Origin of the sequence: Desulfovibrio ferrophilus, assembly GCF_003966735.1 — a bacterium.
GTDB classification, from domain to species: Bacteria; Desulfobacterota; Desulfovibrionia; order Desulfovibrionales; family Desulfovibrionaceae; genus Desulfovibrio_Q; species Desulfovibrio_Q ferrophilus.
In genome coordinates this window covers 3,011,362-3,035,254 of the sequence record NZ_AP017378.1, presented here as the reverse complement: position 1 = coordinate 3,035,254, position 23,893 = coordinate 3,011,362, and the positions used below count along the sequence as shown (strand labels likewise).

At 58.6% G+C, this 23,893-nt stretch carries 15 protein-coding genes; 7 read left to right on the top strand and 8 right to left on the bottom strand.

The window, feature by feature from the left end:
- Nucleotides 1-614: 614 nt before the first annotated feature.
- The 6 genes from EL361_RS13870 (at nt 615) to EL361_RS13845 (ending at nt 11,467) form a co-directional block, all read left to right on the top strand.
- The gene (locus EL361_RS13870; RefSeq protein WP_126380529.1) at nt 615-1,577 is read left to right on the top strand and encodes a radical SAM protein; all 963 of its coding nucleotides are present in this window, start codon (nt 615-617) and stop codon (nt 1,575-1,577) included.
- A 271-nt stretch (nt 1,578-1,848) separates the two neighbouring features.
- A complete protein-coding gene (locus EL361_RS13865) occupies nt 1,849-3,195 on the top strand; it encodes a glutamine synthetase family protein (protein ID WP_126380527.1) in 1,347 nt (448 codons plus the stop codon).
- A 322-nt stretch (nt 3,196-3,517) separates the two neighbouring features.
- Nucleotides 3,518-6,880, top strand: a complete 3,363-nt coding sequence (gene treS / locus EL361_RS13860) for a maltose alpha-D-glucosyltransferase (RefSeq protein WP_126380525.1) — start codon at nt 3,518-3,520, stop codon at nt 6,878-6,880.
- Nucleotides 6,881-7,134: 254 nt separating this feature from the next.
- Nucleotides 7,135-8,631, top strand: a complete 1,497-nt coding sequence (gene malQ / locus EL361_RS13855) for a 4-alpha-glucanotransferase (RefSeq protein ID WP_126380523.1) — start codon at nt 7,135-7,137, stop codon at nt 8,629-8,631.
- A 55-nt stretch (nt 8,632-8,686) separates the two neighbouring features.
- On the top strand, nt 8,687-9,445 hold the full coding sequence (locus tag EL361_RS13850) for a substrate-binding periplasmic protein (RefSeq protein ID WP_126380521.1): 759 nt from the start codon (nt 8,687-8,689) through the stop codon (nt 9,443-9,445).
- A 207-nt stretch (nt 9,446-9,652) separates the two neighbouring features.
- Entirely contained in the window at nt 9,653-11,467 is a 1,815-nt protein-coding gene (locus EL361_RS13845) for a PAS domain-containing sensor histidine kinase (protein WP_126380518.1), read from the top strand.
- A gap of 71 nt (nt 11,468-11,538) precedes the next feature.
- Here EL361_RS13845 and EL361_RS13840 read toward each other — a convergent pair whose 3' ends face one another.
- Complete coding sequence (locus EL361_RS13840; protein WP_197723439.1) at nt 11,539-12,003, bottom strand: efflux RND transporter permease subunit; 465 nt, start codon at nt 12,001-12,003, stop codon at nt 11,539-11,541.
- 502 nt (nt 12,004-12,505) lie between these two features.
- Between EL361_RS13840 and EL361_RS13835 the strand changes: the two genes are divergently transcribed.
- Nucleotides 12,506-14,221 carry a uracil-xanthine permease family protein gene (locus tag EL361_RS13835; protein ID WP_172961765.1) on the top strand — a complete coding sequence of 572 codons (1,716 nt, stop codon included), beginning with the start codon at nt 12,506-12,508 and terminating at the stop codon, nt 14,219-14,221.
- A gap of 332 nt (nt 14,222-14,553) precedes the next feature.
- Here EL361_RS13835 and EL361_RS13830 read toward each other — a convergent pair whose 3' ends face one another.
- The 7 genes from EL361_RS13830 to rlmN form a co-directional block, all read right to left on the bottom strand.
- Nucleotides 14,554-17,640, bottom strand: a complete 3,087-nt coding sequence (locus tag EL361_RS13830; RefSeq protein WP_126380514.1) for an efflux RND transporter permease subunit — start codon at nt 17,638-17,640, stop codon at nt 14,554-14,556.
- On the bottom strand, nt 17,637-18,893 hold the full coding sequence (locus tag EL361_RS13825) for an efflux RND transporter periplasmic adaptor subunit (RefSeq protein ID WP_126380512.1): 1,257 nt from the start codon (nt 18,891-18,893) through the stop codon (nt 17,637-17,639). Before EL361_RS13825 ends, EL361_RS13830 begins: the two co-directional genes overlap by 4 nt.
- A gap of 403 nt (nt 18,894-19,296) precedes the next feature.
- Nucleotides 19,297-19,812, bottom strand: a complete 516-nt coding sequence (gene tpx / locus EL361_RS13820; RefSeq protein WP_126380510.1) for a thiol peroxidase — start codon at nt 19,810-19,812, stop codon at nt 19,297-19,299.
- A 243-nt stretch (nt 19,813-20,055) separates the two neighbouring features.
- A complete protein-coding gene (locus EL361_RS13815; RefSeq protein ID WP_126380508.1) occupies nt 20,056-20,664 on the bottom strand; it encodes an EF-hand domain-containing protein in 609 nt (202 codons plus the stop codon).
- Nucleotides 20,665-21,140: 476 nt separating this feature from the next.
- Nucleotides 21,141-22,028, bottom strand: a complete 888-nt coding sequence (gene hisG / locus EL361_RS13810; protein ID WP_126380506.1) for an ATP phosphoribosyltransferase — start codon at nt 22,026-22,028, stop codon at nt 21,141-21,143.
- Entirely contained in the window at nt 22,028-22,402 is a 375-nt protein-coding gene (gene hisI, locus EL361_RS13805) for a phosphoribosyl-AMP cyclohydrolase (RefSeq protein WP_126380504.1), read from the bottom strand. Before hisI ends, hisG begins: the two co-directional genes overlap by 1 nt.
- Entirely contained in the window at nt 22,402-23,478 is a 1,077-nt protein-coding gene (gene rlmN / locus EL361_RS13800) for a dual-specificity RNA methyltransferase RlmN (protein ID WP_126381500.1), read from the bottom strand. The genes hisI and rlmN overlap by 1 nt, the downstream gene beginning before the upstream one ends.
- Nucleotides 23,479-23,893 lie beyond the last annotated feature (415 nt).

Below are 23,893 nucleotides of genomic sequence, written 5' to 3'. Positions count from 1 at the left end.
TGAAAAGCAAAGGCCCCGGCGAAAGTCGGGGCCTTTTACGTTCAACAAGGCAGATTTAAAGACAGAATCCTGCGGCGCGCCCAAAGGGATTGAGGGGGCTTGCCCCCTGAAATCCCCTTGGAACCCCATCACCCCTCTGAGGTTACTTATTCGGCATACAAAGGGAATGATCTCTGGGTTTATCTCTTTGCTCTTCTCTCATAATGCAAAACGTGGGGCGGCCCTTGCCGCTCCTGTGCAGGGCAACTACGTTTGCCCTGCGGACCGGCTATGGGCCAATCCACCCAAAATAGCACACAATGAGTGTAGATTTCATACACTTGCCCAATCGCCACTCCTCTTCACAGGCCGTTCAAAAATCACGCTGGCGCGGCGCAAAAGTTGTTCAAGACCGACGACCTGTAAGCCGTTGGCGAATCTTTGATCAATACGGATACAGAGAGCAGAGCTGTATATGCTAATACGCGAGATTCTGAAACGGCTTGCAGCACACCTAAGGCGTCAAGTCTTGTAAGCTCGAAGACTCGCCAACAATTCACTGAACAAAGCTAGATGGAGGATTTCAACGGCCTGCCAACTTGACGTCCCACGCTCCGGGTGTGATTTTCCATCACATGGAACCATCCTATCTCGCCCTGCACAGCTCGGGAGAATTGACCCGGCGCGCCAAGGTCGCGCGCGATCGGCTCTCGGCCTGCGACCTGTGTCCACGCGAATGCGGCCTAGACAGGACGCAGGGCGAGCTTGGCTATTGCGACACCGGGAGGCTTGCGCGGGTGGCAAGTTTCGACCTGCATTGGGGCGAGGAAGACCCGTTGGTGGGCCAGGGTGGGTCAGGCACCATCTTCTTTTCGCACTGCAATCTGGGCTGCGTGTTCTGCCAGAACTGGGACATCAGCCGCGGACCGCAACACGGCGGAGAGCAGGGAATCGAGGTCGCGCCCAACCAATTGGCCTGGATGATGTTGGAATTACAGCGCCGAGGGGCGGAAAATATCAATCTGGTCTCGCCCTCGCACGTGGCAGCACAGATTCTGGAAGCCCTCATCCTGGCCGTGGCGGACGGGCTGACCCTGCCCCTGGTCTGGAACACAGGCGGTTACGACAGCCCCCGAACCCTTGCTCTGCTGGACGGCGTCGTGGACATCTACATGCCGGACACCAAATTTCACGACCCCGACATTGCCAAGCGCTTCTGCAATGCCCCGGACTACCCGGAACGGGCACGAGCGGCCATTGCCACCATGCACGCGCAAGTGGGCGACCTGACCCTGGACGACAACGGCGTGGCCACACGCGGACTTCTGGTTCGCCACCTTGTCATGCCCGACGATCTGGCAGGCACCGCGCACTGGATGCGCTTTCTGGCCGGACTTTCCAAAAACACCTACGTCAACATCATGGGCCAATACCGACCCTGCGGGCAAGCCCATGTATTCCCGGAACTGGCTCGCGCCGTGACCGCCTCCGAAGTCAAAAAAGCCAAAGAGATCGCCCGCGACGCAGGGCTCACCAGACTGGACAGACGCAAGGGCGGTATCGTACGTTTCCTAATGCAAAAATCTCCATCCCGCTAAAGGGCTGGATGACGCAAATTGTCAGCAACCACCCATCGCTGACAATTTTGGCAAGGCCGCAGGGGAAAAACCCTATTCCTCTATCATTTTTGTAAATTCGCCTTTTGGGGCACAGCTTCGCACACAGCACAATCTATTGAAATAATAGTGTAAAACCTGCTTGGCACTGCACTTGATAGCATATGCCACGTGTGCGACACCATTTGTCAGTTTTGTGCAAATTCACAAGATTCCGGAGTCAATCCACGGAACCTTACTCACGGAGGAAGACATGGACACCACACCCGTTTTCAATTGCAAAAATGCCGATGACGTCCTGAAAGCCGTTCGGGACTACAACGTCAGCTTCATTCAGTATTGGTTCATGGATGTTCTGGGTACGCTGAAAAGCTTCCAGATCACCCCCAACGAGCTGGAAGCCTCCTTTGAGGAAGGCATGGGCTTTGACGGCTCCTCCATTCTGGGCTTCACCCGGATCGAAGAGTCCGACATGGTCGCCATCCCCGACCCCACCACCTTCCAGATGGTCTCCTGGCGGCCCACCGAACGCCCGGTGGCGCGCATGTTCTGCGACATCAAGACCCCGGACCTGCAGCCCTACGAAAACGACCCCCGCTACATCTTCAAGAAGGTCCTCGCGAAGGCCAGCGAGAAAGGCTACACCTTCTACGTCGGCCCCGAGCTGGAGTTCTTCCTGTTCGCGGATTCCAAGGGAACCCAGCCTCTGGACGCAGGTGGCTACTTCGACGCCCCGCCCCTGGACATGGGCAACGACATCCGCCGCGACATCATCTTCTCGCTGGAGCGCATGGGCATCCAGGTGGAGTACTCCCACCACGAAGTCGCCCCATCACAGCACGAGATCGACCTGCGCTACAACGAAGGCCTGCTCATGGCCGACATCGCCACCACCTACAAGGTCGTGGTCAAGGAAGCCGCCCGCAAGCACGGTTGCTACGCCACCTTCATGCCCAAGCCCATCTTCGGCCAGAACGGCTCGGGCATGCACGTCCACCAGTCCCTGTTCAAGAACGGCCGCAACGCCTTCTTCGACCCCAAGGACCCCAACTCCCTGTCCAAGGAGTGCAAATCCTACATCGCGGGGCTCTTGAAACACGCCAAGGAGTTCTGCTGCGTCACCAACCAGTGGGTCAACTCCTACAAGCGCCTGGTGCCCGGCTACGAAGCCCCGGTCTACATCGCCTGGGCCCAGCGCAACCGCTCTGCGCTGATCCGTGTGCCCATGTACAAGCCCGGCAAGGAGAACGCCACCCGCATCGAGCTGCGCAGCCCGGACCCGGCGGCCAACCCCTACCTCTGCTTCGCGGTCCAGCTGGCAGCGGGCCTGAAGGGCATAGAAGAAAACTACGAGCTGCAACCGGCCGTGGAAGACAACATCTTCAAGTTCAACGAAAAGGACATGGACACCCACGGCATCGATGCCCTGCCCGGCTCCCTGTACGAGGCCGCCAAGGAACTCGAGGCCTCGGAACTGATGAAGGAAACCCTGGGCGAATCCCTGCATGCCAACCTGGTCAAGAACAAGCTGGCTGAATGGGACGAATACCGCACCCATGTCTCGGAGTTCGAAATCAAGAAGTATCTGCCTACTCTGTAGAGCGATTCACCTCGCTCCACAGGCACCGCACAGTGAAGGCCCCTGGATCTCCCAATTCCTCCAGGGGCCTTCGCGCGTTCTGCGCCCAAGAAGCCTTCACCCCTATTGGTCACCAACCCCCTCCCCCCTCTGCCCTGGCAGACACCCATTTCTACCACCTCGTTTCCGGCACCTCGCTGACAAAGGGCGTGGCGTAACCCCTCGCGCCCCAGTTCGCCCGGTAATCAAGGACCAAATTCCCGTCAAAATTTGCCTCTGTATCCATTTCATGTATGATCGTAGAAGGTTTAACTATTTCCAGAGACCCATACGGAGCCAGCCCATGCCCCAGCTGCGAAAACCCTCCAAGGTCCGCGACACCGACCCCCTCTGGTACAAGGACGCCATCATCTACGAGATGCACGTGCGTGCCTTTTGCGATTCCGACGGCGACGGCATCGGAGATTTCAAAGGACTGACCACCAAGCTCGATTACCTGAAAGAGCTGGGTGTCACCGCCATCTGGCTGCTTCCGTTCTTCCCCTCGCCGCTCAAGGATGATGGCTACGACACCGCCGACTACACCGGCGTCCACGACACCTACGGCACTCTGCCCGACTTCAAGCGTTTCCTGAAGGCCGCCCACAAACGCGGGCTCAAGGTCATCACCGAACTGGTGCTCAACCACACCTCGGACCGCCACCCCTGGTTCCAGCGCGCACGCACCGCCAAGCCCGGCAGCAAATGGCGCAACTTCTATGTCTGGAGCACCACGGCCAAAAAGTACGAGGAAGCACGCATCATCTTCAAGGATTTCGAGACCTCCAACTGGACCTGGGACCCCACGGCCCAGGCCTATTACTGGCACCGTTTCTATTCCCATCAGCCTGACCTGAACTTCGACAACCCGCAGGTCATCAAGGTCATGTTCCGAGTGCTGGATTTCTGGTTCAAGATGGGTGTGGACGGCCTGCGCCTGGACGCCGTGCCCTATCTCTTCGAGCGTGAAGGCACCAACTGCGAAAACCTGCCCGAGACCTATGACCTGCTGCGCGAACTGCGCGCCCATGTGGACGCCAACCACACGGGCAAGATGCTGCTGGCCGAGGCCAACCAGTGGCCCGAGGATTCGGCAGCCTATTTCGGAGACGGCGACCTCTGCCACATGGCCTTTCATTTTCCCATCATGCCCCGGCTCTACATGGCCCTGCACATGGAGGACCGCTACCCCCTGCTGGACATTCTGGAGCAGACCCCGGACATCCCCGAGACCAGCCAGTGGGCGCTCTTCCTGCGCAATCACGACGAGCTGACTCTGGAGATGGTCACCGACGAGGAACGCGACTACATGTACCGGGTCTATGCGGGTGATCCCCGGATGCGCATCAACCTCGGCATCCGCCGCCGTTTCGCGCCGCTCATGGGCAACAACCGGCGCACCATGGAACTCTTGAATGCCCTGCTCCTGTCCCTGCCAGGCACCCCGGTACTCTATTACGGCGACGAAATCGGCATGGGTGACAATATCTACCTGGGCGACCGCAACGCCGTGCGCACCCCCATGCAGTGGAGTGCGGACCGCAACGCGGGCTTCTCGGACGCCAACCCCCAGCAACTGTTCCTGCCCACCATCATTGACCCGGAGTACCACTACCAGACCGTGAACGTGGAGGCTCAGGAGAGCAACCCACACTCGCTGTTGTGGTGGATGCGGCGCATCATCTCGCTACGCAAGCGCTTCAAGGCCTTCGGACGTGGCAAAATCCACTTCCTGACCCCGGAAAACCGCAAAATTCTCGTCTTCGTACGCACCTGGGAAGAGGAAACCATCCTCGTGGTGGCCAACCTCTCGCGCTACGTGCAGTTCGCGGAGATCGACCTCTCGCAGTTCGCGGGCATGGTGCCCGTGGAGCTGTTCGGGCGCACGGACTTTCCGCCCATCGGCCTGATGCCCTATACCCTGACCATGGGCCCGCACTCCTTCTTCTGGTTCTCGCTGAACGCCGTGACCAGCGCCCTGGAAACCTCCGACCCGGCCCATGCCGAACCACCGGTGCTGACCAGCCCGGGTGGCTGGCCCGAGATCATGACCGAGGCCACACGCGCCGAACTGGAATCCGTGCTGCCGCGCTACCTGACACGCTGCCTGTGGTTCAACGGTCGCGGACGGCGCATCAAGTCCGTACACGTTCAGGAAGCCCTCACGGTCTCCGGTGTCACGCCACAGGCCTACATCACCCTGGTGGACGTGCATTATGTGGGTGGAGACCAGGAAACCTACGCCCTGCCTTTGGCCTATGCCGGCCCCGGCGATGCGGACCGGGTGCTGCGCGACAGCCCCAAGGCCGCCGTTGCGCGGTTGCGCCTGACCGAACCGCGAGAACTCGGACTGCTCTATGATGCCCTGGCGGATCAGGGCTTCTGCCGTGCCATTCTGGAAACCGTCCCGCGTCGCAGCCAGATGCAGGGCGCAGAGGGGCGACTCATGACCTCACGCACCCGGGCCTTCACCAAGGTCGCCAAGGTCCACGACTTCACGCAGCACGCTGCGCTGGCGCGGGTGGACCGCAACAACACCCTGGTGGTCTTCGGCGATATCTTTGCCCTCAAGTTTTTCCGCCGTTTGGAGCCGGGCGTAAACCCGGAGCTGGAAATCGGCCGTTTCCTGGATGACCGCAAGTTCGAGCATGTGGCCCAAACCATCGGAGCCATCGAATACCGCCGCGAACGCCACACGCCCATCACTCTGGCCGTGCTGCAAAGCTACATCCCCAGCGAGGATGACGCCTGGACCTATACCCAGGATGTGCTGCAAGGATTTCTGGAGGAACTGCGCCTGCACCCCGAACCGCCGCCAAAAGCCAACGGTCAACACCTGCTGGACACGCTGGGCAAACAGCCTCCCTCCAAGATCAGGGCGCACTTCGGTTCGTATCTGGAACAAATGGGAATCCTGGGCACACGCACCGCTCAAATGCACCGAGCCCTGGCTTCCGTTCCCCCGGGGTCCAAGGACGACGACGCCTTCAGGCCCGAGAGCTTCACCCGGCTCTATCAACGCTCGGTCTATCAGGGCTGCCGCAGCCGGGTGGGACGCGTGCTGCCGCTGCTGGCCAAGGCCATGGACAAGCTACCCCAGAGTACCCAGTTGGAAGCCCAGTGGGTCATGGACCACAAGGCCCAGTGCCAGGACTTCTACAAGGGACTCCTGGATGATCGCCTGAGTTGCAAGCGCATTCGTTGTCATGGTGATTACGCACTGGTTCAGGCTCTGCTCTCACGGCGCGACTTCGCTATCATCGATTTCGAGGGTGACGCCTCACGCCCGCTGTCCGAACGGCGCATCAAGCGCTCCTGTTTGCGCGACATGGCAGGACTCATCCGCTCCCTGCATTATGCGGGCTTTGCGGCCCTATCCTCGGCCTATGAACACGGCTTGTGCCTTGAGGACTCCATGGACGATCTGCGCGCCTGGTGCCGCTCGTGGCGCTTCTGGACGGCATCGGCCATTCTGGATGCCTATTTCAAGGCTCTGGACGGTTTCGATATCGTCCCCACGGGGCATGAGGAACGCAAACTGCTGCTGGATATCTTCCTGCTGGACAAGGCCATGTACGAACTGGACGAAGAACTGCTCAACCGCCCCGAATGGGCGGCGGTGCCGCTGCGGGCCATCCGGCAGCTCTTGGAACAAAACAAAAACTAGTAATTAACCAACTCTCTGCTTTTAAAGCAATTAATTACTAACGGGCTCAAGAAAAATTTCATCCCCAAGGGAGAAAGGTACTAGATATTTTTTCAGCCTTTGCACCACTGCATCAACGGCCGCTCAGGAATGGTTGGATGCAAGGCGCAAGAGATATTCAAGCCCGATGCGTATTACAACATACGCGAGGGTTTGAAATATCTCGCAGCAACACCGCAGACGGCCGTTCATCAGTGGCCGATAAGGAATGAACAATGCTTGAACTCAGATCTGCCGGAATCCTATTGCATTTAACCAGCCTGCCCTCGGCCCACGGCATTGGCGGGCTGGGGCCGGAAGCCTATGAGTTTGCGGACTTCCTGGAACAGACGGGGCAGCGCATCTGGCAGATTCTGCCGCTGACGCCCACTTCACTCTCCACACACAACGACCCTTATCATTCCATCAGCGCCTTTGCGGGCAATCCTCTGCTCATCAGCCTGGAATTCCTGCTGGAGGCCGGTTGGCTCACGCCCGAGGACATTGCCGCGCCCCCGATCTTCCCTGAAGACTCCGTGGATTTTGCGGCAGTCACGGCTTGGAAGGAGCCGCTGCTGAACAAGGCTTTCAATGCCTTTGAGCCGGACGACGAGCCGGATTTTCAACGCTTCTGCACCCGGAATCATCATTGGCTGGACGACTACGCCCTGTTCTCGGCCCTGCGCCAGCGCTACGCCAACATGCCCTGGACCAGTTGGCCCGAGCCGCTTCGTGACCGCAACCCCGAGGCGCTGGTCCGCGCAGGCCTCGACCTGGGCGAAGAAATCCAACGCGCCAAGTTCCTGCAATGGGTCTTTGACAACCAATGGGAATCGCTGCGGGCCTATTGTGCCAAACGTCGCATCTCGCTGTTCGGTGACATGCCCATCTATGTGGATATGGAAAGCGCCGACCTCTGGGCCAATCCCAACCTCTGGAAGCTCGACGAGGACCTGAAACCCACCGTGGTCGCTGGCGTACCTCCGGATTATTTCAGTGCCACGGGCCAGCTCTGGGAAAGCCCCATCTACGATTGGGACGAGCATGAAAAAGAAGAATTCAAGTGGTGGCTCCGCCGCATCCACCGCAACCTGGATCTGTTCGACTTCCTGCGCATCGACCATTTCCGCGGACTGATCGCCTTCTGGGAGGTCCCGGCTGGAGAAAGCACCGCCATGAACGGCGAGTGGGTGGAGGCGCCAGTGTGCAAGTTCCTGGACACGCTGTATGCCTCGCGCCCCAGTCTGCCACTCATTGCCGAGGACCTGGGCGTCATCACCCCGGATGTGCGCGAGACCATGCGCGCCTATAACCTGCCGGGCATGAAGATCCTGCTCTTTGCCTTTGGCGATGATCTGCCCACCAACCCCTATGCCCCGCACAATATCGAGCCATTCTCGCTGGTCTATACCGGTACCCACGACAACAACCCCGTACAGGCCTGGTACGACGAGGAAGCCGATGCCGAGACCCGCGACCGCCTGGTCCAATACATCGGGCACTCCCTGAACTCCGAAGACCTGCATTGGGCACTGATCCGCATGGCCCTTGGCTCACCCGCACGCCTTGCCGTGATCCCCGTGCAGGACCTCCTCGGCCTCGGAGCCGAGGCACGCATGAACCGCCCGGGCAACCTGAAAGGCAACTGGCACTGGCGCATGAAGGACGGCAGCCTGACCCCAGAGATTTGCGAACGACTCAGGGAACTGACCAGGCTCTATGGACGGGAGTAGAGAAGAGAACTGATGGGGAATAATTAAGGGAAATACATTAGCAACAGGACGCACGATGCAGTCACTCAAATGTACCGCACTCACTTTCTTCATTGCGTTGGTCTATACTCTTCTTCCAGTCTCGGCGCAGGCGGAGTCCATCGAAGTGGCCACGGATTACTGGCCACCATTCCGAATGACTACTGCTAGTGGGGACATTATCGGTCTTGATGTCGAGTTGATGGAAGAGATCGGTAACAGGATGGGGCTAAAATTCGAGTTCATCCGCTATCCCTGGGCAAGATGCCTGACCAACCTCAAATCGGGCGAATCGGACTTCATGACCGGTCTGGCCAAAACTCCCGACAGGGAAACTTTCATCGCCTACACGACGCCCCCTTATTATACATGCCACCCTACATTCTACACCCAAAAGGGTATGGGCCAGACCATCCAATCCTACGCGGACCTTCAAGGGCATGAAGTCGGCTATGTCCGGGCATCCAAATACTTTGACCAATTCGACAACGACACGACGTTATCCAAGCAGGACCTGACCGATGAAAAAACAATGCTGCGCATGCTGGTCAGCGGAAGACTGGGGGTGATCATCGGAACGGACTGTCAAATCACCCACGACATCCAGTCCATGGGCCTCGGGGACAAGGTTGAACCCATCGCCTACAAACCCGATGTCCCCATCCATCTGTACATCGGCATTTCACGGAACTCTCCCTACCTGCGGAGAATGAATGATTTCAATGCAATCCTCGCTGAGATGATCTCGGATGGGACCATTGAGATGATCGCTGCCAGATATTTCACTCATGAGTAACTCTGGCCAATACGAAGGCCAGAAACCGACAGATACGCGCATGCCATTCCCCCTTGCGCCCTCCCAGACCCTCATTCCTCTGCCGCCATGCCTGTGCTCAATGATACAAGCATGGAACACCTTTTATTTCATTTTTCTGGAGCCCCCCTTTGTTCTCAGATAGAATAGAATCTCTTCAATCAGCGAAAGCAGGAGCAACGCCTGACAATGAATTACGGTAATCGACAGTGGGTCATCCCCGCCCTCAAATCAGCATCCATCTATGCCCTGGTCGGCGGACTGTGGATTCTGCTGTCCGACAAGGCGCTTGATCTGCTAGTCACGAATCACGACACCTACACCATGCTCCAGACCTGGAAAGGCTGGTTTTATGTTCTGGTCACAGCTCTGTTGGTATTTGCCCTCTTGAGCAAATACCTCAAACAATCCTTTGACCAGAAGGAGAGCATCAGACTCAGCCAGGAGCGTCTGGCCTTTGCCCTGGGTGCCGTACGCGACGGCGTCTGGGACTGGGACCTGACAACAGACGAAGTCTATTTCAGCCCCGGCTACACAGCCATGCTCGGCTATGAAGACAACGCAGGGTTCACCAACATCAACTCCTGGCAAGACAACATGCACCCCGACGACAGGGAGCATTCGCTTGAGGTCAGCAAAGACTGCATTGAAGGCCGCATCGGCCACTTTGCCATGGAGTTCCGGATGCGCACCAAAGACGGCGGATGGTGCTGGATTCTGGGGCGCGGCAAGGTGGTCGCCCACGATCATACCGGTCGAGCCCTGCGCATGGTCGGCACGCATACCAACATCACGCACCAGAAACGTGTCGAGCATGAACTACGCACTCTGCGCAATTCCATGGAAAACATCATCAATTCCATGCCGTCGGTCATCATCGGCACCGACAGGGACATGCAGATCACCCAATGGAATCGTTCCGCGGAAATGCTCACAGGGGCACCAGCCAAACTTGCACTCGGGTATCGTCTGACCGACATCCTGCACCTGCCGGAAGAACTGACGGACAGCATCACCCAGGCAGTCACCCATGGCGAGGCCCTGGAACTGACCCAGCAGAATCTTTTGGGCGATGCCTCACGCATTGCCAACATTTTCGTTTTCCCGCTGAAAAACGAGGGAATCACAGGCGCTGTCATCCGTATCGACGACGTTACGGAACAGGTCCAAATGCAACAGATTATCGTCCAGACCGAAAAAATGATCTCCCTTGGGGGGCTTGCCGCTGGCATGGCCCACGAACTAAACAACCCCTTGAGCGGCATTCTGCAATCCGTGCAGAACATCCAGCGCCGATCAGCGGAGGATCTACCTGCCAACCAGAACGCAGCGCAAAATGTTGGCCTGGACCTCAAGGCCATGCACGACTATTTCCGCGATCGCGACATCAATCGATTTCTGGACGGCATCCAGTCTTCCGGACAGCGCGCTGCAGGTATCATCAACAACCTGCTTGCCTTCAGCCGCAGCAGCGATTCAAGCCTTGCCCCGTGCTCCGTGCCCGACCTTCTGGACAATGCAATCGCCTTGGCAGAAAGCGATTATAATCTGGCAAAACAATATGATTTCAAAGCCGTACATATCCACAGAGAATACGAACCAAACCTCCCCGCCATCACCGTGACGGCTCAGGAAATCGAACAGGTGTTCCTGAATCTGCTCAAGAATTCGGCTATGGCCATGGCCGGAGAACCAACCCCAGACAAGGAACCCACCATCACTCTGCGCACCAGCAGCGATGGGCCGATGGTCCGCATCGAGATCGAAGACAATGGCCCAGGATTCCCGGACGGGGTGAGTAAGCGATTGTTCGAGCCATTCTTCACCACCAAGCCCCCGGGAGAAGGCACGGGACTAGGCCTTTCGGTATCCTACTTCATCATCACCCAGAACCATCAAGGCCAGATCACGGCTGAAACGGCCCCCGGAGGCGGTGCAAGATTCACCATCCTGCTACCGCAGGCGAAGCCTGGACCGCAGGGCGTTGCAGCCCAAAGAGAATAATCCCCAGGGGGCATCTCTCCCATGTTTCGGGAAGACCGACTCAGCATTTGCCCCAAGGCAGGCAGCGAGGCCTACGCCTTCTGGCGAGCCTTGCTCTCTCTGGAATGGAAGATGGCGTAGACCACAGGGATGAGTACCAACGTGATCAGGGTCGAAGCCGTGAGTCCGCCGATGACTGCGCGGGCCAGTGGCGCCTGTGCTTCGGCGCCCTCACCGATACCCAGCGCAAGGGGCAATAGGCCCAGGATCGTTGTCAGAGTGGTCATCATGATTGGCCTCAGCCGTCGCCGGGCAGCCTCGGTCAACGAGTCCTCAAGGCCCATGCCCGAGCTGAACAGGCGACCGGCCTGGTCCACCAGCAGGATGGCATTGTTGACCACGATGCCCTCGAGCATCACGCAGCCGATGTAGGACTGCACGTTCAAGGTCGTACCCGTGAGATACAGCGTCAGGATGACCCCGATGGCTGCAAAGGGCACGGAGAGCATGACCACCAGAGGATCGCGCAGGGATTCATACTGGCAGGCCAGAACCATGTAGACCAACCCAAGGGCCAGCCATCCAAAGTCATCAGGTTCAGGGTGAACCCGCCGAAGAAGATGAGTGCAAAGGTCGTTACGATACAGATGGGAATAGCCAGAGAGATGATGACCGTGCTGCGCAAAAGAAGAACAAGGCAGCACCGCTTTCAGATTCAGTTTTTTACTGCCAGCCCCGTATTCCTACAACACAAAGGCCCGCCCCCTGCATCACTGGGAGACGGGCCTTCAACATGAAATTCATCAATATGCCTCAAAGCATAAAGCGGCTGTGGATGGGAGAAAGCGAGGCGCAAGAGCCGATCAAGGCCGACTCGCATTAAACATACGCGAGGCTTTGAATCGGCTCGCGGCGCACCTAGGGCGTAAGTGAAGACTAAGCTGGCGCGCGTGCCCAGCCGCTTTGCGAAGCATGCACTTGTCCAATGCTCCAGACAAAGACATGTCAGTCTCGTCTGTACAGCCACTCCACCCAGAACGAACCCTCCAAGAGAGCCGAATGAAAAGCGATTCCCTCCGTTACAGCGTCGATGAAAAACCTTCCCTGGCGCTGTGCGCAGCGCTCGCACTGGTCCACGTGACCATCATCTTCGACGGCATCCTGTTCATCCCCAACGTCATCGCCAAGACCGTGAGCGTACCCGCCGAGACCATGCAATTCGTGAGTTTCGGAATGATCCTCATCGCCGCGGCCTTCACCTATCTGCAAAGCCGGCGCACGCTGGGCATCGGCGCGGGATTCATCCTGTTCACCGGCTCCTACAGCGCGTTTCTGATCTGCTCGCTGGACGCGGTGCGCATGGGCGGCTTCGCCACCCTGGCCACCATGACGCTTCTGACCGTGCCGCTGGTCTTCCTCTACACCTATTTCATCCGCTTCTTCCGGCACATCATCACCCCGGACGTGGGCGGGGTGGTGATCCTGCTCATCGCCGTGTCCATGGTGCCCATCGCGCTGGACCTGTGGAGCGGCGGGGGCAACGCCACGCCCATCGAGACCCGCATCCTCTTCGGCATCGGCCTGGCCACGGCTCTGCCCATGACCCTGTGCATGCTCTTCGGCAACGCGCTGCTCAAGATGTGGGGACCGCTCATCTCCATGGCCTGCGGCTATGGCGCGGCGGCGGCCACGGGGCATCTTCATTTCACGCACTGCGCGGCGGCCCCCTGGTTCGGGCTGCCGCCCCTGGCCTGGCCGGGGTTGGAGTTGGACCTCTCAAGCGCGCACGTGCCGCTGGGCATCGCCTTCGGCATCGCCATGCTCATCAGCGTCATCGAGAACACGGGCAACCTGATGCTGGTGCAGCAGATCTCCAAGCGCGACTTCAGGCGCGTATCCTACAACGTGATTCAAAGCGGGCTCTACTGCGACGGGCTCTCCAAGGTCGCGGCCGGGCTGATGGGCACCAGCGTGCCTTCGGTCTACTGCGACAACCTGCCCCTGGTGGAGATGACGGGCGTGGCCTCGCGGCGGGTGGGAATCATGGGCGCGGCGCTGCTCTTCGTTCTGGCCTTCATGCCCAAGGCCGGGGCCTTCATCCTGGACATGCCCGGACCGGTCATGGGCGGCTTCCTGGTAGTCATGGTGGCGCTTCTCTTCCACGCGGGCATCGGGCTGGTGACCATGAACCGCCTGAGCAACCAGCACGGCATCATCTGCGGGCTGGCTCTGGCCGCGGGGCTGGTGGCCCAGAGCGGTACCTACTTCCCGGGACTGGTGCCCGACAGCCTGGGGCCGCTATTGAACAACAGCGTGGCCGTGGGCGGGTTCACGGCCTTCGGGCTTAGTGCGGTGGCCTGGCTGCTGCCCAAGCGCTCCATCGGCGGAACCTACCCGGCCCGCATGGAGGCCTTGGGCGAGATGAAGCGCATGCTGGAGGCGGGGCGCTCCCGTCTCGGCCTGTCCAAGCGCTCGTTCAACATGCTCTCGCTGTGCTGCGAGGAACTGTTCTGCCACATGGCCGAGGAACACAAGGACTTCGACGATAGCTATCTGACTCTGCGCACCACGCGCGGCGAGGACGGTTATTTCACGGAGATTGTCTGCGGGCGCCAGATGGACGACATCAACAACTTCGCCCTGCCCGAGGGGCTGATCAACGCCAATCCCGACGACCTGCGCCAATTGGGCATGGTGCTCTTCGCGGGCTATGCGCGCGACGTGAAGCATGTGGAGATTTCGGGCTATTCCTTCATCTCGTTCTACACCTCGTAGAAACAGCGCGACCCAGACGGGAATCGTGTCCCAACACCAACGAGCCTGGTACCGCAATGCGGCGCCGGGCTCGTTGATCATGAGGATTCTCAAGGGAATCATTCCCTTGAGCTGGGTGCGGGGCAGCGCCTCCCCGAGAACAGAACAACGCCGCCGTTTATTCCCTGTCCATCCCGCACGCCGATTCTTCTCCCCAAAGAGGTCAGGGATGGGTGAATGCGAGACGCAAGAGTCGATCAAGACATACACGAGGTTTTGAATCGGCTCGCGGCGCACCTAAGGCGTAAGTGAAGACTAAGCTCGAAGACTCGCAAAGGCTTCACTTAACGCAGCTAGTGCCTATTCCCGGCCTCTTTGGCGTGGAAGATGGCGTAGACCACAGGGATGAGCACCAACGTGATCAGGGTCGAAGCCGTGAGCCCGCCGATGACTGCGCGGGCCAGTGGCGCCTGTGCTTCGGCGCCCTCACCGATACCCAGCGCAAGGGGCAACAGGCCCAGGATCGTCGTCAGGGTGGTCATCATGATTGGCCGCAGCCGTCGCCGGGCAGCCTCGGTCAACGAGTCCTCAAGGCCCATGCCCGAGCTGAACAGGCGACCGGCCTGGTCCACCAGCAGGATGGCATTGTTGACCACGATGCCCTCGAGCATCACGCAGCCGATGTAGGACTGCACGTTCAAGGTCGTACCCGTAAGAAACAGCGTCAGGATGACCCCGATGGCTGCAAAGGGCACGGAGAGCATGACCACCAGAGGATCGCGCAGGGATTCATACTGGCAGGCCAGAACCATGTAGACCAACCCAAGGGCCAGCAGCATCGAGAACGCCAACTCGCGCGAGGCCTTCTGCTGCTCCTCATAGTTACCGGCGATACGCAGCTCATAGCCCACAGGCCGGGGAATCCGGTCAATAATGGCCTGAACATCCCGGGCCACGGAACCTAAATCACGGCCGGCGACGTTGGCCTGGACCGTCACCTGACGCTGCTGGTCCTTGCGGGTGATGAGGACCGGACCACGGCTGGCGGTGGCTGAAACCACGTTTCGCAGGGCCACCTGCTCGCCCGAGGCACTGGTCAGAGTCAGATCCAGAATTTCATCCATGCTACGCTGTTCGGCGTCCGCAAGCTTCACGAAGATTCGGTAGGAATTGCCCTCGTGGCGATATTCCCCGGCCTTGGAACCCGCCACGGCGGTTTCCAGCAGCTCGGACACATCGCGAACGGACAGGCCCAGATCCGCAGCCTTATCACGATCAATGCGGAGTTCCTGCTGAGGCAGGCCAGCCTCCTGACTGGTCTTGGTATCCGAAATGCCCAACACTCCAGCGATGTCCTGCGCAACCTGTCCGGCCAGGGCGTCCAGAGCACCCAGTTCAAAACCACGAATCTCCACGGTCAGCCCCTCGTCCCCACCCAGAAGACGATCCAGCAGAAACTGGCCTTGCGGCGCACGGACCCGCACTCTCATGCCCGGCACGTTGCCTTCCAGCAAACGGCGCAGGTCCTTGGCAATCTCGGTATTGGAGCGGTGGCGCTTGGCAGCAGGCAGCAGGGACAGACGTATCTCGCCCTCGGACCTGGCCTTGCGCGACGCCGAGGACTGCACACTGACCACGGAGGAAACAGCCTCGGGCACGGCGGGATAGATCAAGCTCTCCATGAACCGGGTCTGTGCGTCCACCACGCCAAGCCGGGTGCCGACCTCCATCTCGCCAGTGATGCGTACCTCGCCCTCGTCGCTGGGGGGCATGAACTCGCGCCCAATCAGAGGCAGAAGCAGCAGGCTTGCCATCAGCAACAGGCACGCCCCAAAAACCACTGTCTTGCGATGCCCAAGCGCCCATTTCACCAGATCGCGGTAGGCAGCATCCAGGCGCGTCAAGACCTCGCCAAAGGCCTCTACTGCGGCCCCCAATCCACCCTTGCCCCGGCCTGGAGCATGGACCTGGGGCTTCAAGAGCCGCGAAGCCGCCGTGGGTAACAGACTTAAGGACAGCACCAGCGAACAGAGCAGGGAAAAGATGATCACATAGGCCATCTCCTTGAACAGCACACCCGAGACCCCCTGCAAAAAGGCAAGGGGCAAAAAGATAACCAGCGTGGTCAAAGTACTGGCCACAATGGCGGGGCCAACCTCGCGCGCGCCCTCCACCGCAGCTTGGGACACGGGCAAGGACTCTTCTTTCATGCGCCTGAAGATGTTCTCCAGAACCACAATGGAGTTATCCACGATCATGCCAACGCCAAGTGCCAAGCCGCCCAGGGTCATCAGGTTCAGGGTGAATCCGCCGAAAAAGATGAGCGCGAAGGTGGCCACAATGGAAATGGGAATGGCCAGCGAGATGATGATCGTGCTCTGAATGCTGCGCAAAAAGAAGAACAGCACCAGTACCGCAAGGATGCCGCCGTAGGCCACCGAATGGGCCACATTGGTGATGGAGCGCTCGATGAAGTTGCCCTGGTTGATGACCGGGACCACCTGCACCTGAGGATAATCGTGGTTGATGGCCTTGATCTCGGCCATGATCCCGCTGGCAACTTCCAGTGTATTGGCATCGGCCTGCTTGCGGATGCCGACACGAACACCCCGGCCCTGATTCACTCGAATGATGCGGGTCAACTTCTCATGAGTATCCTTGACCGCTGCCACCTGCCCCAGGGTGATGTCCCCATCCTCGCGCTTGGCGATTACCGTGTCGCGGATCTGGTCCAGGGATATAAACTCGGCTGGTGCGCGGAGGGTGCTCTCCTGAAGACCATGCTCCAAAGTTCCTGCAGGCAGGTCCAGGTTGGCATCCTCGATGGCTTCGAGCACATCGTCCAAGGGCAGGCCAAGGGCCTTGATCCGGTCCGGGTCCAGCTCCACACGGACCTCGCGGTTGAACCCTCCCCAGACATCCACCTGCGCCACGCCGGGAATACGGGCAAAACGGTAGCGCAACTGAACCTCGATCAGCTCGGTGAGTTCCACGGGGTCAAGATCGCTCTTGATACCCAGAATAACCACCGGGAAGCTCTCCACATCGAATTTGCGAATCCAGGGGCGCTCCACATCGTCGGGCAATTCGTTCAGCTCATCTTCCAACCGGGCGCGGACGTCCAGGGCGGCGGTATCGATGGAGACCCCCCAAGAGAAACGCACGCGGATATCGCTGCGCCCCGTGGACGAGGTGGAGGTGATCTCCTCCACGCCGGGAACCGTTGCCACGACTTCCTCGATCACCTGAGTGACCAACCGCTCCATGACCTCGGGGCTGGCGCCTTCGTAGTTGACGCGAACACTCACCGTAGGCAGTTCGATGGCGGGAAGCAGATCCACCCGCAATCGGCTCAGGGAAAAGATGCCCACCGTGACGACGATGAGAGTCGCCATGGCCGTAAGCACGGGCCTGCGAACGCAGAATTGGGGCAGATTCATTGCACAGTGTCCTTGCCACTGGCTTCAGGCTGGTTGCGGGTTGCAGAGTCTTCGCCCGAAACCTTTACCGCCGAGCCGTGCTGGATGAACTGCTGACCAAGGGTCACCACACGCCCAACAAGGTCCTGGCCCATGACCTGTGCAGTATTGCCTTCACGGATGCCGACGGTGACTTCCTTCCAAGTTACTGTCCCGGCACCTTCGTCCAGCAGGAATACCCCGATGCGGTTGTCGCGCGTGGTCAGGGCCTGATCGGGCACAAGGGTGGCCTGATCCAGGCTCTGCATGATGACCGTGGTACGGATGAACATGCCCGGCTTGAGCTGCCCATCGGGATTGGGTGTAGATATTTCCACACGTGCCTGACGGGTGGAGCGGCTGAAGACCGGAGCAATACGGCTGATCGCACCGGTAAAGATACGCCCGGGATAGGCATCAGTAGCAATCGCCACCTCCTGGCCAATAACCATGTGTGCGTATTCCTTTTCCGTCACCAGGATCACCCCGGTGATGGGATCAAGTTCCACGATGGAAACAAGCGGGGTGTTTTCGGATACAGTCTCGCCCTCATCCACAAAACGCTGGGCAATCACCCGGGCTTCACCACCTGAATTCCATTCGGCACTGACCTTGGTGTAGCTCAGACGAATACGAGCAGAGGCCAGAGAGGCTTCGGCCTTGCTCATGCGGGCGGCCGCCACCTTCAATGCGGCCTGCTTGCCCAACTGTTCGGCCTGAGCGGAATCATGCTGCGAGGCCGAAACCACACCGGTTTTGCGCAGCTTTTCGATACGCTGAAACTCGCGCGAGGCAATTTCAAGGGCACTTTGAGCTTCGAAATGAGTCGCCTCGGCCACAGCCAATTCGGCTTGCGCCTCCAGCACGGCCTGGGAATGCTCGCGACTGTCCAACTCGGCCACGATCTGCCCTCGGGTGACCGTATCGCCGAGATCAACCTCCAGCCGCACCACCCGGCCATCCACCTTGGGGGCGACCACGAACTCCGCAGCAGCCTCCAGGGTTCCACTGAAGGTGCGCTTGAGCTCGATATGTCCCTGCCGGATGGGGGCAACCTCCACCGGAACCGGACGCTTGCCCTTGTTGCCGTTAGAATCGCCTGAATCGCAGCCCGCGAGAACGAGCAAACCCATAAACACAGCCAAGGCGGCCGCCAGGGAGAAAAATCGTGTTCGCGTTGCTGGCATCTGCGTTACCAAGCCTCGGGTAGTGGTGTTGAGAGGTGAAGCGCTCATGGTTCCTCACCTGGAAAAGTATAGAAAGGCACTTCGCCTTCACATATCACAACACTTTTCCATCACAAACACTAAGTGCAGGGCACAGGGCGGCAAGACAGGGCAGGAAAGGATATATTTGACAATATGTTATGAGACCAAACAACACAAAAGGCCCGCCCCCTGCATCACTGGGAGACGGGCCTTCAACATGAACTTCATCAATATGCCTCAAAGCGTAAAGCGGCTGAGGATGGGTGAATGCGAGACGCAAGAGCCAATCAAGACTGTGGCGTATATCACATACGCGAGGTTTTGAATCGGCTCGCGGCGCACCTAAGGCGTAAGTGAAGACTAAGCTCGAAGACTCGCAAAGGCTTCACTTAACGCAGCTAGTGCCTATTCCCAACCGTTTGCGCTCTCCTTACAAAGCGGCCTTGGCTGCAGCAATGGCGGCATCATAGTTGGGCTCGTCGCCCACCTCGGAAACGATCTCCAGGTAGGTGATGGTCCCGGCCTTGTCCACGACCAGCACGGCGCGGGCAAGCAGACGCAGTTCCTTGATGATCAGGCCATAGGCCTCGCCAAAGGAGGCGTCACGGTGGTCGGAGAGAGTCGCGACCTGATCCACACCTGCGGCACCGCACCAACGCTTCTGGGCAAAGGGCAGGTCCATGGAGAAGGTCAGAATCTCGACATCTTCACCAAGGGCTGCGGCTTCGGTGTTGAAGCGGCGGGTTTCCATGTCGCAGGTGGGAGTGTCCAAAGATGGCACGGCGGACAGGATGAGCACCTTGCCCTTGTAGTCGGCGAGGGTCTTGGGGGCCAGGCCATTGTCCAGCACGGTGAAGTCCGGGGCCGCTTGCCCCACCTTGACCTCGTTGCCGGCCAGGGTCAGTCCATTGCCATGAAGAGTAATGATTCCGCTACGATCTGCCATGATAATTTCTCCTGAAATAATTAGTGTTTTTATGCGGCCTCTGAGCGAGCCGTGAAAAACTGTATACCCCAGTTCAAACAGCTTGTCACTCTATTAGTAACATTTCCTAATAACAAACCCTTTAATATCATCATCCGCACGACCGCAAACTTCTCAGACCTCTCAACCTAGCACAAAAAAACCGGCCCCACCATGGAGCCGGTTATCAATCACGCCCGGGCTGGTCATATCACCGGCGTTCCATCAAGCCACGGCATTCACGCTCGCGGTACTTGTGGAATCACTGCCTCCAAACATGGACAGCGCGGAGTCGGACAGCGAACTATCGGCAGCCACTTGATAGGCGGACATGGCTTGATCCATCAACTGCTGGCCCAGGGACTGGCTCTTGCCAGTGGTTCCCTTCTGGGCCTGCATTTCCTCGAATTGAGCCCCAAGGTAATCGGACAACTCGTCCTCGGAAACTATGCCGTCGCCGTTGGCATCGGCTTCGTCAATGGACTCCTCGGAGCCAAACATGGACTCCATGAAGGCGCCCGCGACATCGGGCACCTCTTCATCTTCCGTGCTGGATTCGTCGCCGGATTCACCCTGCTCTCCTGGCTGACCGCGCATGGCCTGAGCCAAGGATGCCATCATGTCCTGCATGCCCTGCATCTTCTCTGTGAGCGCGGCGAGTTCCGTCTCGTTCAGGGAACCGTCCCCGTCCGAATCGAACTCTGTCATGAGTTTATCCGTCATCTCCGAAGAGAATCCGGCCCCGGATGAAGACTCCGCGGAGCCGCCGCCCATCAAGTCCATGATCTCCTGCATGGACATTGCACCTTGGCCTTCAACACCTGATATGGACATCTCTGCCTCCCATTGGTTGAACGCCCCTCAAGTGGGACGTAGGAAAATAATGCCTCTGGGCCTACCATGCGGAAGGTCCTGCAATACTTTCCCCTTCTTCCATTGAGATACGTGCCAGAATCGTTGGGATATCCATGCATTGCTCAAGAAAGCTTCAGAACCATGAAAAAGGCCGCCCGGACAAACTGTCCAGACGGCCCTTGGTGGCGTGTGTTGTTTTGAAACTGATTCCTGACGGACCTTTCATCCAAGGTGGTTCATCGGCAGTCAGGGGGCCCTTCAGCCGTTGGCGAAGAACGAGCCTTACGGATGAAGAGAGCAAAGCGGCTTTCGATTCTCAGCCTCTCACTCAAGGTCTCTCAAAAATGGCTGGATGCAAGGCGCGAGAAACGTTGAAGCTCGACGCGTATATGGACATACGCAAGAGTTTCAACGTTTCGAAGCAACGCCGCAAACGGTCGTTTTTCAGAGACAGACTAAATCACTTTATTGAGAGTGAACTCAATAATAGCCTGAGCACCCTTGGCATGCAGCTTGGGAATCAGGTCACGCACGATGGACTGGGCGACCACGATTTCCACGGACAGCCAGTCGGAGTTGTGCAGGTGCGCGATGGTCGGGGAGTTGGCCGAGGGCAGCTCGTCCATGATGTCGTCCATCTTGTCACCGGGCACGTTCATCTTCAGGCCCACCAGGGACTCGGCATCCAGAGCGCCGGTCAGAAGCATGTTGATCTGGTCGATCTTCTTCTTTTTCCAGGGGTCGGCCATGGCTTCCTTGTTGGCGATCATGCGCGTGTTGGTCTGCATCAGCTCGGCAATGATGCGCAGGCCGTGAGCCTTGATGGTGGTTCCGGTCTCGGTGACCTCCACAATACCGTCGCACAGGCCTTCAACAACCTTGGCCTCGGTGGCGCCCCAGGAGTATTCCACTTCCACGGGGATACCCGCGTTCTCGAAGTAGCGCTTGGTGCAGCCCACCAGCTCGGTGGAGATCTTCTTGCCAGCCAGGTCTTCGGGACGCTGGTAGGGGGAATCACCGGCAACAGCCAGAACCCAGCTCGCGGTGCGGTTGGAGACCTTGGAATAGATCAGGTCGGAGACCACGTGCACGTCCGACTCGTTCTCCTGAATCCAGTCCTTACCGGTCAGCCCCAGGTCCAGGGTGCCGTCGGAGACGTAGCGCGACATTTCCTGGGCGCGGCACATGGAGATCTTGAGCTCCTTGTCGTTCACATCCGGGAAGTAGTTGCGATGGTACTGGCGGATCTTCCAGCCAGCCTTTTCCAGAAGAGCGATGGTGGCGTCCTGAAGGGAGCCCTTGGGAATACCGAATTTGAGGATCGGTTCGTTGGTGTCAGACATTATTTGTAGACCTCCTTGGGATCGAAAACGAGCGGCGAACAGGTACTGACCTCGCCATCCTTGAGTTCACGGAAAAAACAGGAGCGATAGCCCTTGTGACAGGCGGCTCCGCCGATCTGGTCAATCAACAGCACGAGCGTGTCGTCGTCACAATCGATACGAATGGACTTGATCTTCTGGGTATGGCCGCTCGTACCGCCCTTATGCCATAGGGTCTGGCGGGAGCGGCTCCAGTAATGGGCCTCGCCGGTCTCCAGGGTCTTGTCCCAGGCCAGCTCATTCATATAGGCCATCATCAGGATTTCGCCAGTCTCGGCATCCTGGGCGATGGCCGGGATCAATCCGTCCATTTTCTCGAAATCGGGTCGTATCATTACTTGGTGTCCTTTTGGTCACAGCCCTCAAGCTGTCTTCGAATATAATCCGCCTTGAGTTGTCCGCAGGCGGCACTGATATCCTGTCCCTTGCTGGAGCGAATCGTGGCGGTCAGACCCTTGACGTGCAGAATCTTCTCGAACGTCAGGATCTCCATACGCGCCGGGGCCTGATAAGGGGCATCGGGGCCGGCATTGTAGGCAATCAGATTGACCTTGGCCTTGCGCTGTCCCAGTAGTCGGACCAGCCCCTTGGCATGCTCGGGCTTATCGTTGACCCCTTTGAGCATGATGTACTCGTAGGTGATGCGCTGGCGGGGCCGCAGGGGATAGCGGTCCAGCACGGGCATCAGCTCGTCCAGGGGAACGGCCTTGGCTGCCGTGGGCATGATCTGTTCACGCAACTGTTGGGTCGGCGCATGCAACGAGACGGCGAGCATAGCAAGCCCACTATCTCCGAGCACCTCCAATCCTTTGAGGACCCCCACCGTGGAGACGGTGATCCTGCGTGAAGAAAACCCAAGGCCTGTTTCGCTGTTCAGTACAGCCAGGCTGCGCATCAGTTCATCAAGATTTAACAGGGGCTCGCCCATGCCCATGAACACGAGATTGCGGAGTTCCTTGATCTCGCGGCCCTGGTCCTTCAGATACTGGCGAGCCACCAGTACCTGGCCCAGGATTTCGGCCATGGTCATATTGCGCGTGAAGCCCATGTCGCCAGTGGAGCAGAAGCTGCAGCCCATGGCACAGCCCACCTGCGTAGACAGGCACTGGGTGGTGTGCGTGCGTTCGGGAATGAGAACAGTCTCCACCAAGGCGCCGTCATCCAGACGCAACATGAACTTCACGGTGGTGTCCGAGGAGACCAGGATCTCGGCGATCTCGGGCCAGCGGATTTCCCCGGCCTGTGCGAGCTTGGTCCGCAAATCCTTGGAGAGATTGGTCATCTCCTCGATCCGTTGCACACCCTTGTCCCACACCCATTGCCACACCTGCTCAGCGCGGTAGGCGGGTTCTCCCAGTCCGGTGACAAGGTCACGCAGCTGGTCCAGGCTCATGTTGCACAGGTTCTTCATGGTCTTTCGCTTTCGGCGCTTGCCGAAGATGGATAATCGTTTAACCCCGGTAAAACCCGAAGCAGGGACCGACGACATAATGCGCCCTATGGTCAACAACTGCATGGGAGAACGACACCGGAGAGGATTCACATCGACTTCCAGCAAAGAACAAATAGTCCCTGCCGGGGGAGTGTGTGTATCGTTTCTCGCGATGATCGTAAAGCGTTTAAGGATAATGATACTCGATTGTCGTCCTTCCCGATCATGCGAAACGACCATGCAGGACATTTATCGCCTTTCATTTATTGCTGTTTTAGCTGCCCATAAACAGCAGGATACGCGGCGCAAAAAAAATGAAGGCCGACGCGTATTCAACATCCGCGAGGCCTTCAACTTTTCTGAAACACATGAACCAACCTATTCAGGCTGTTCA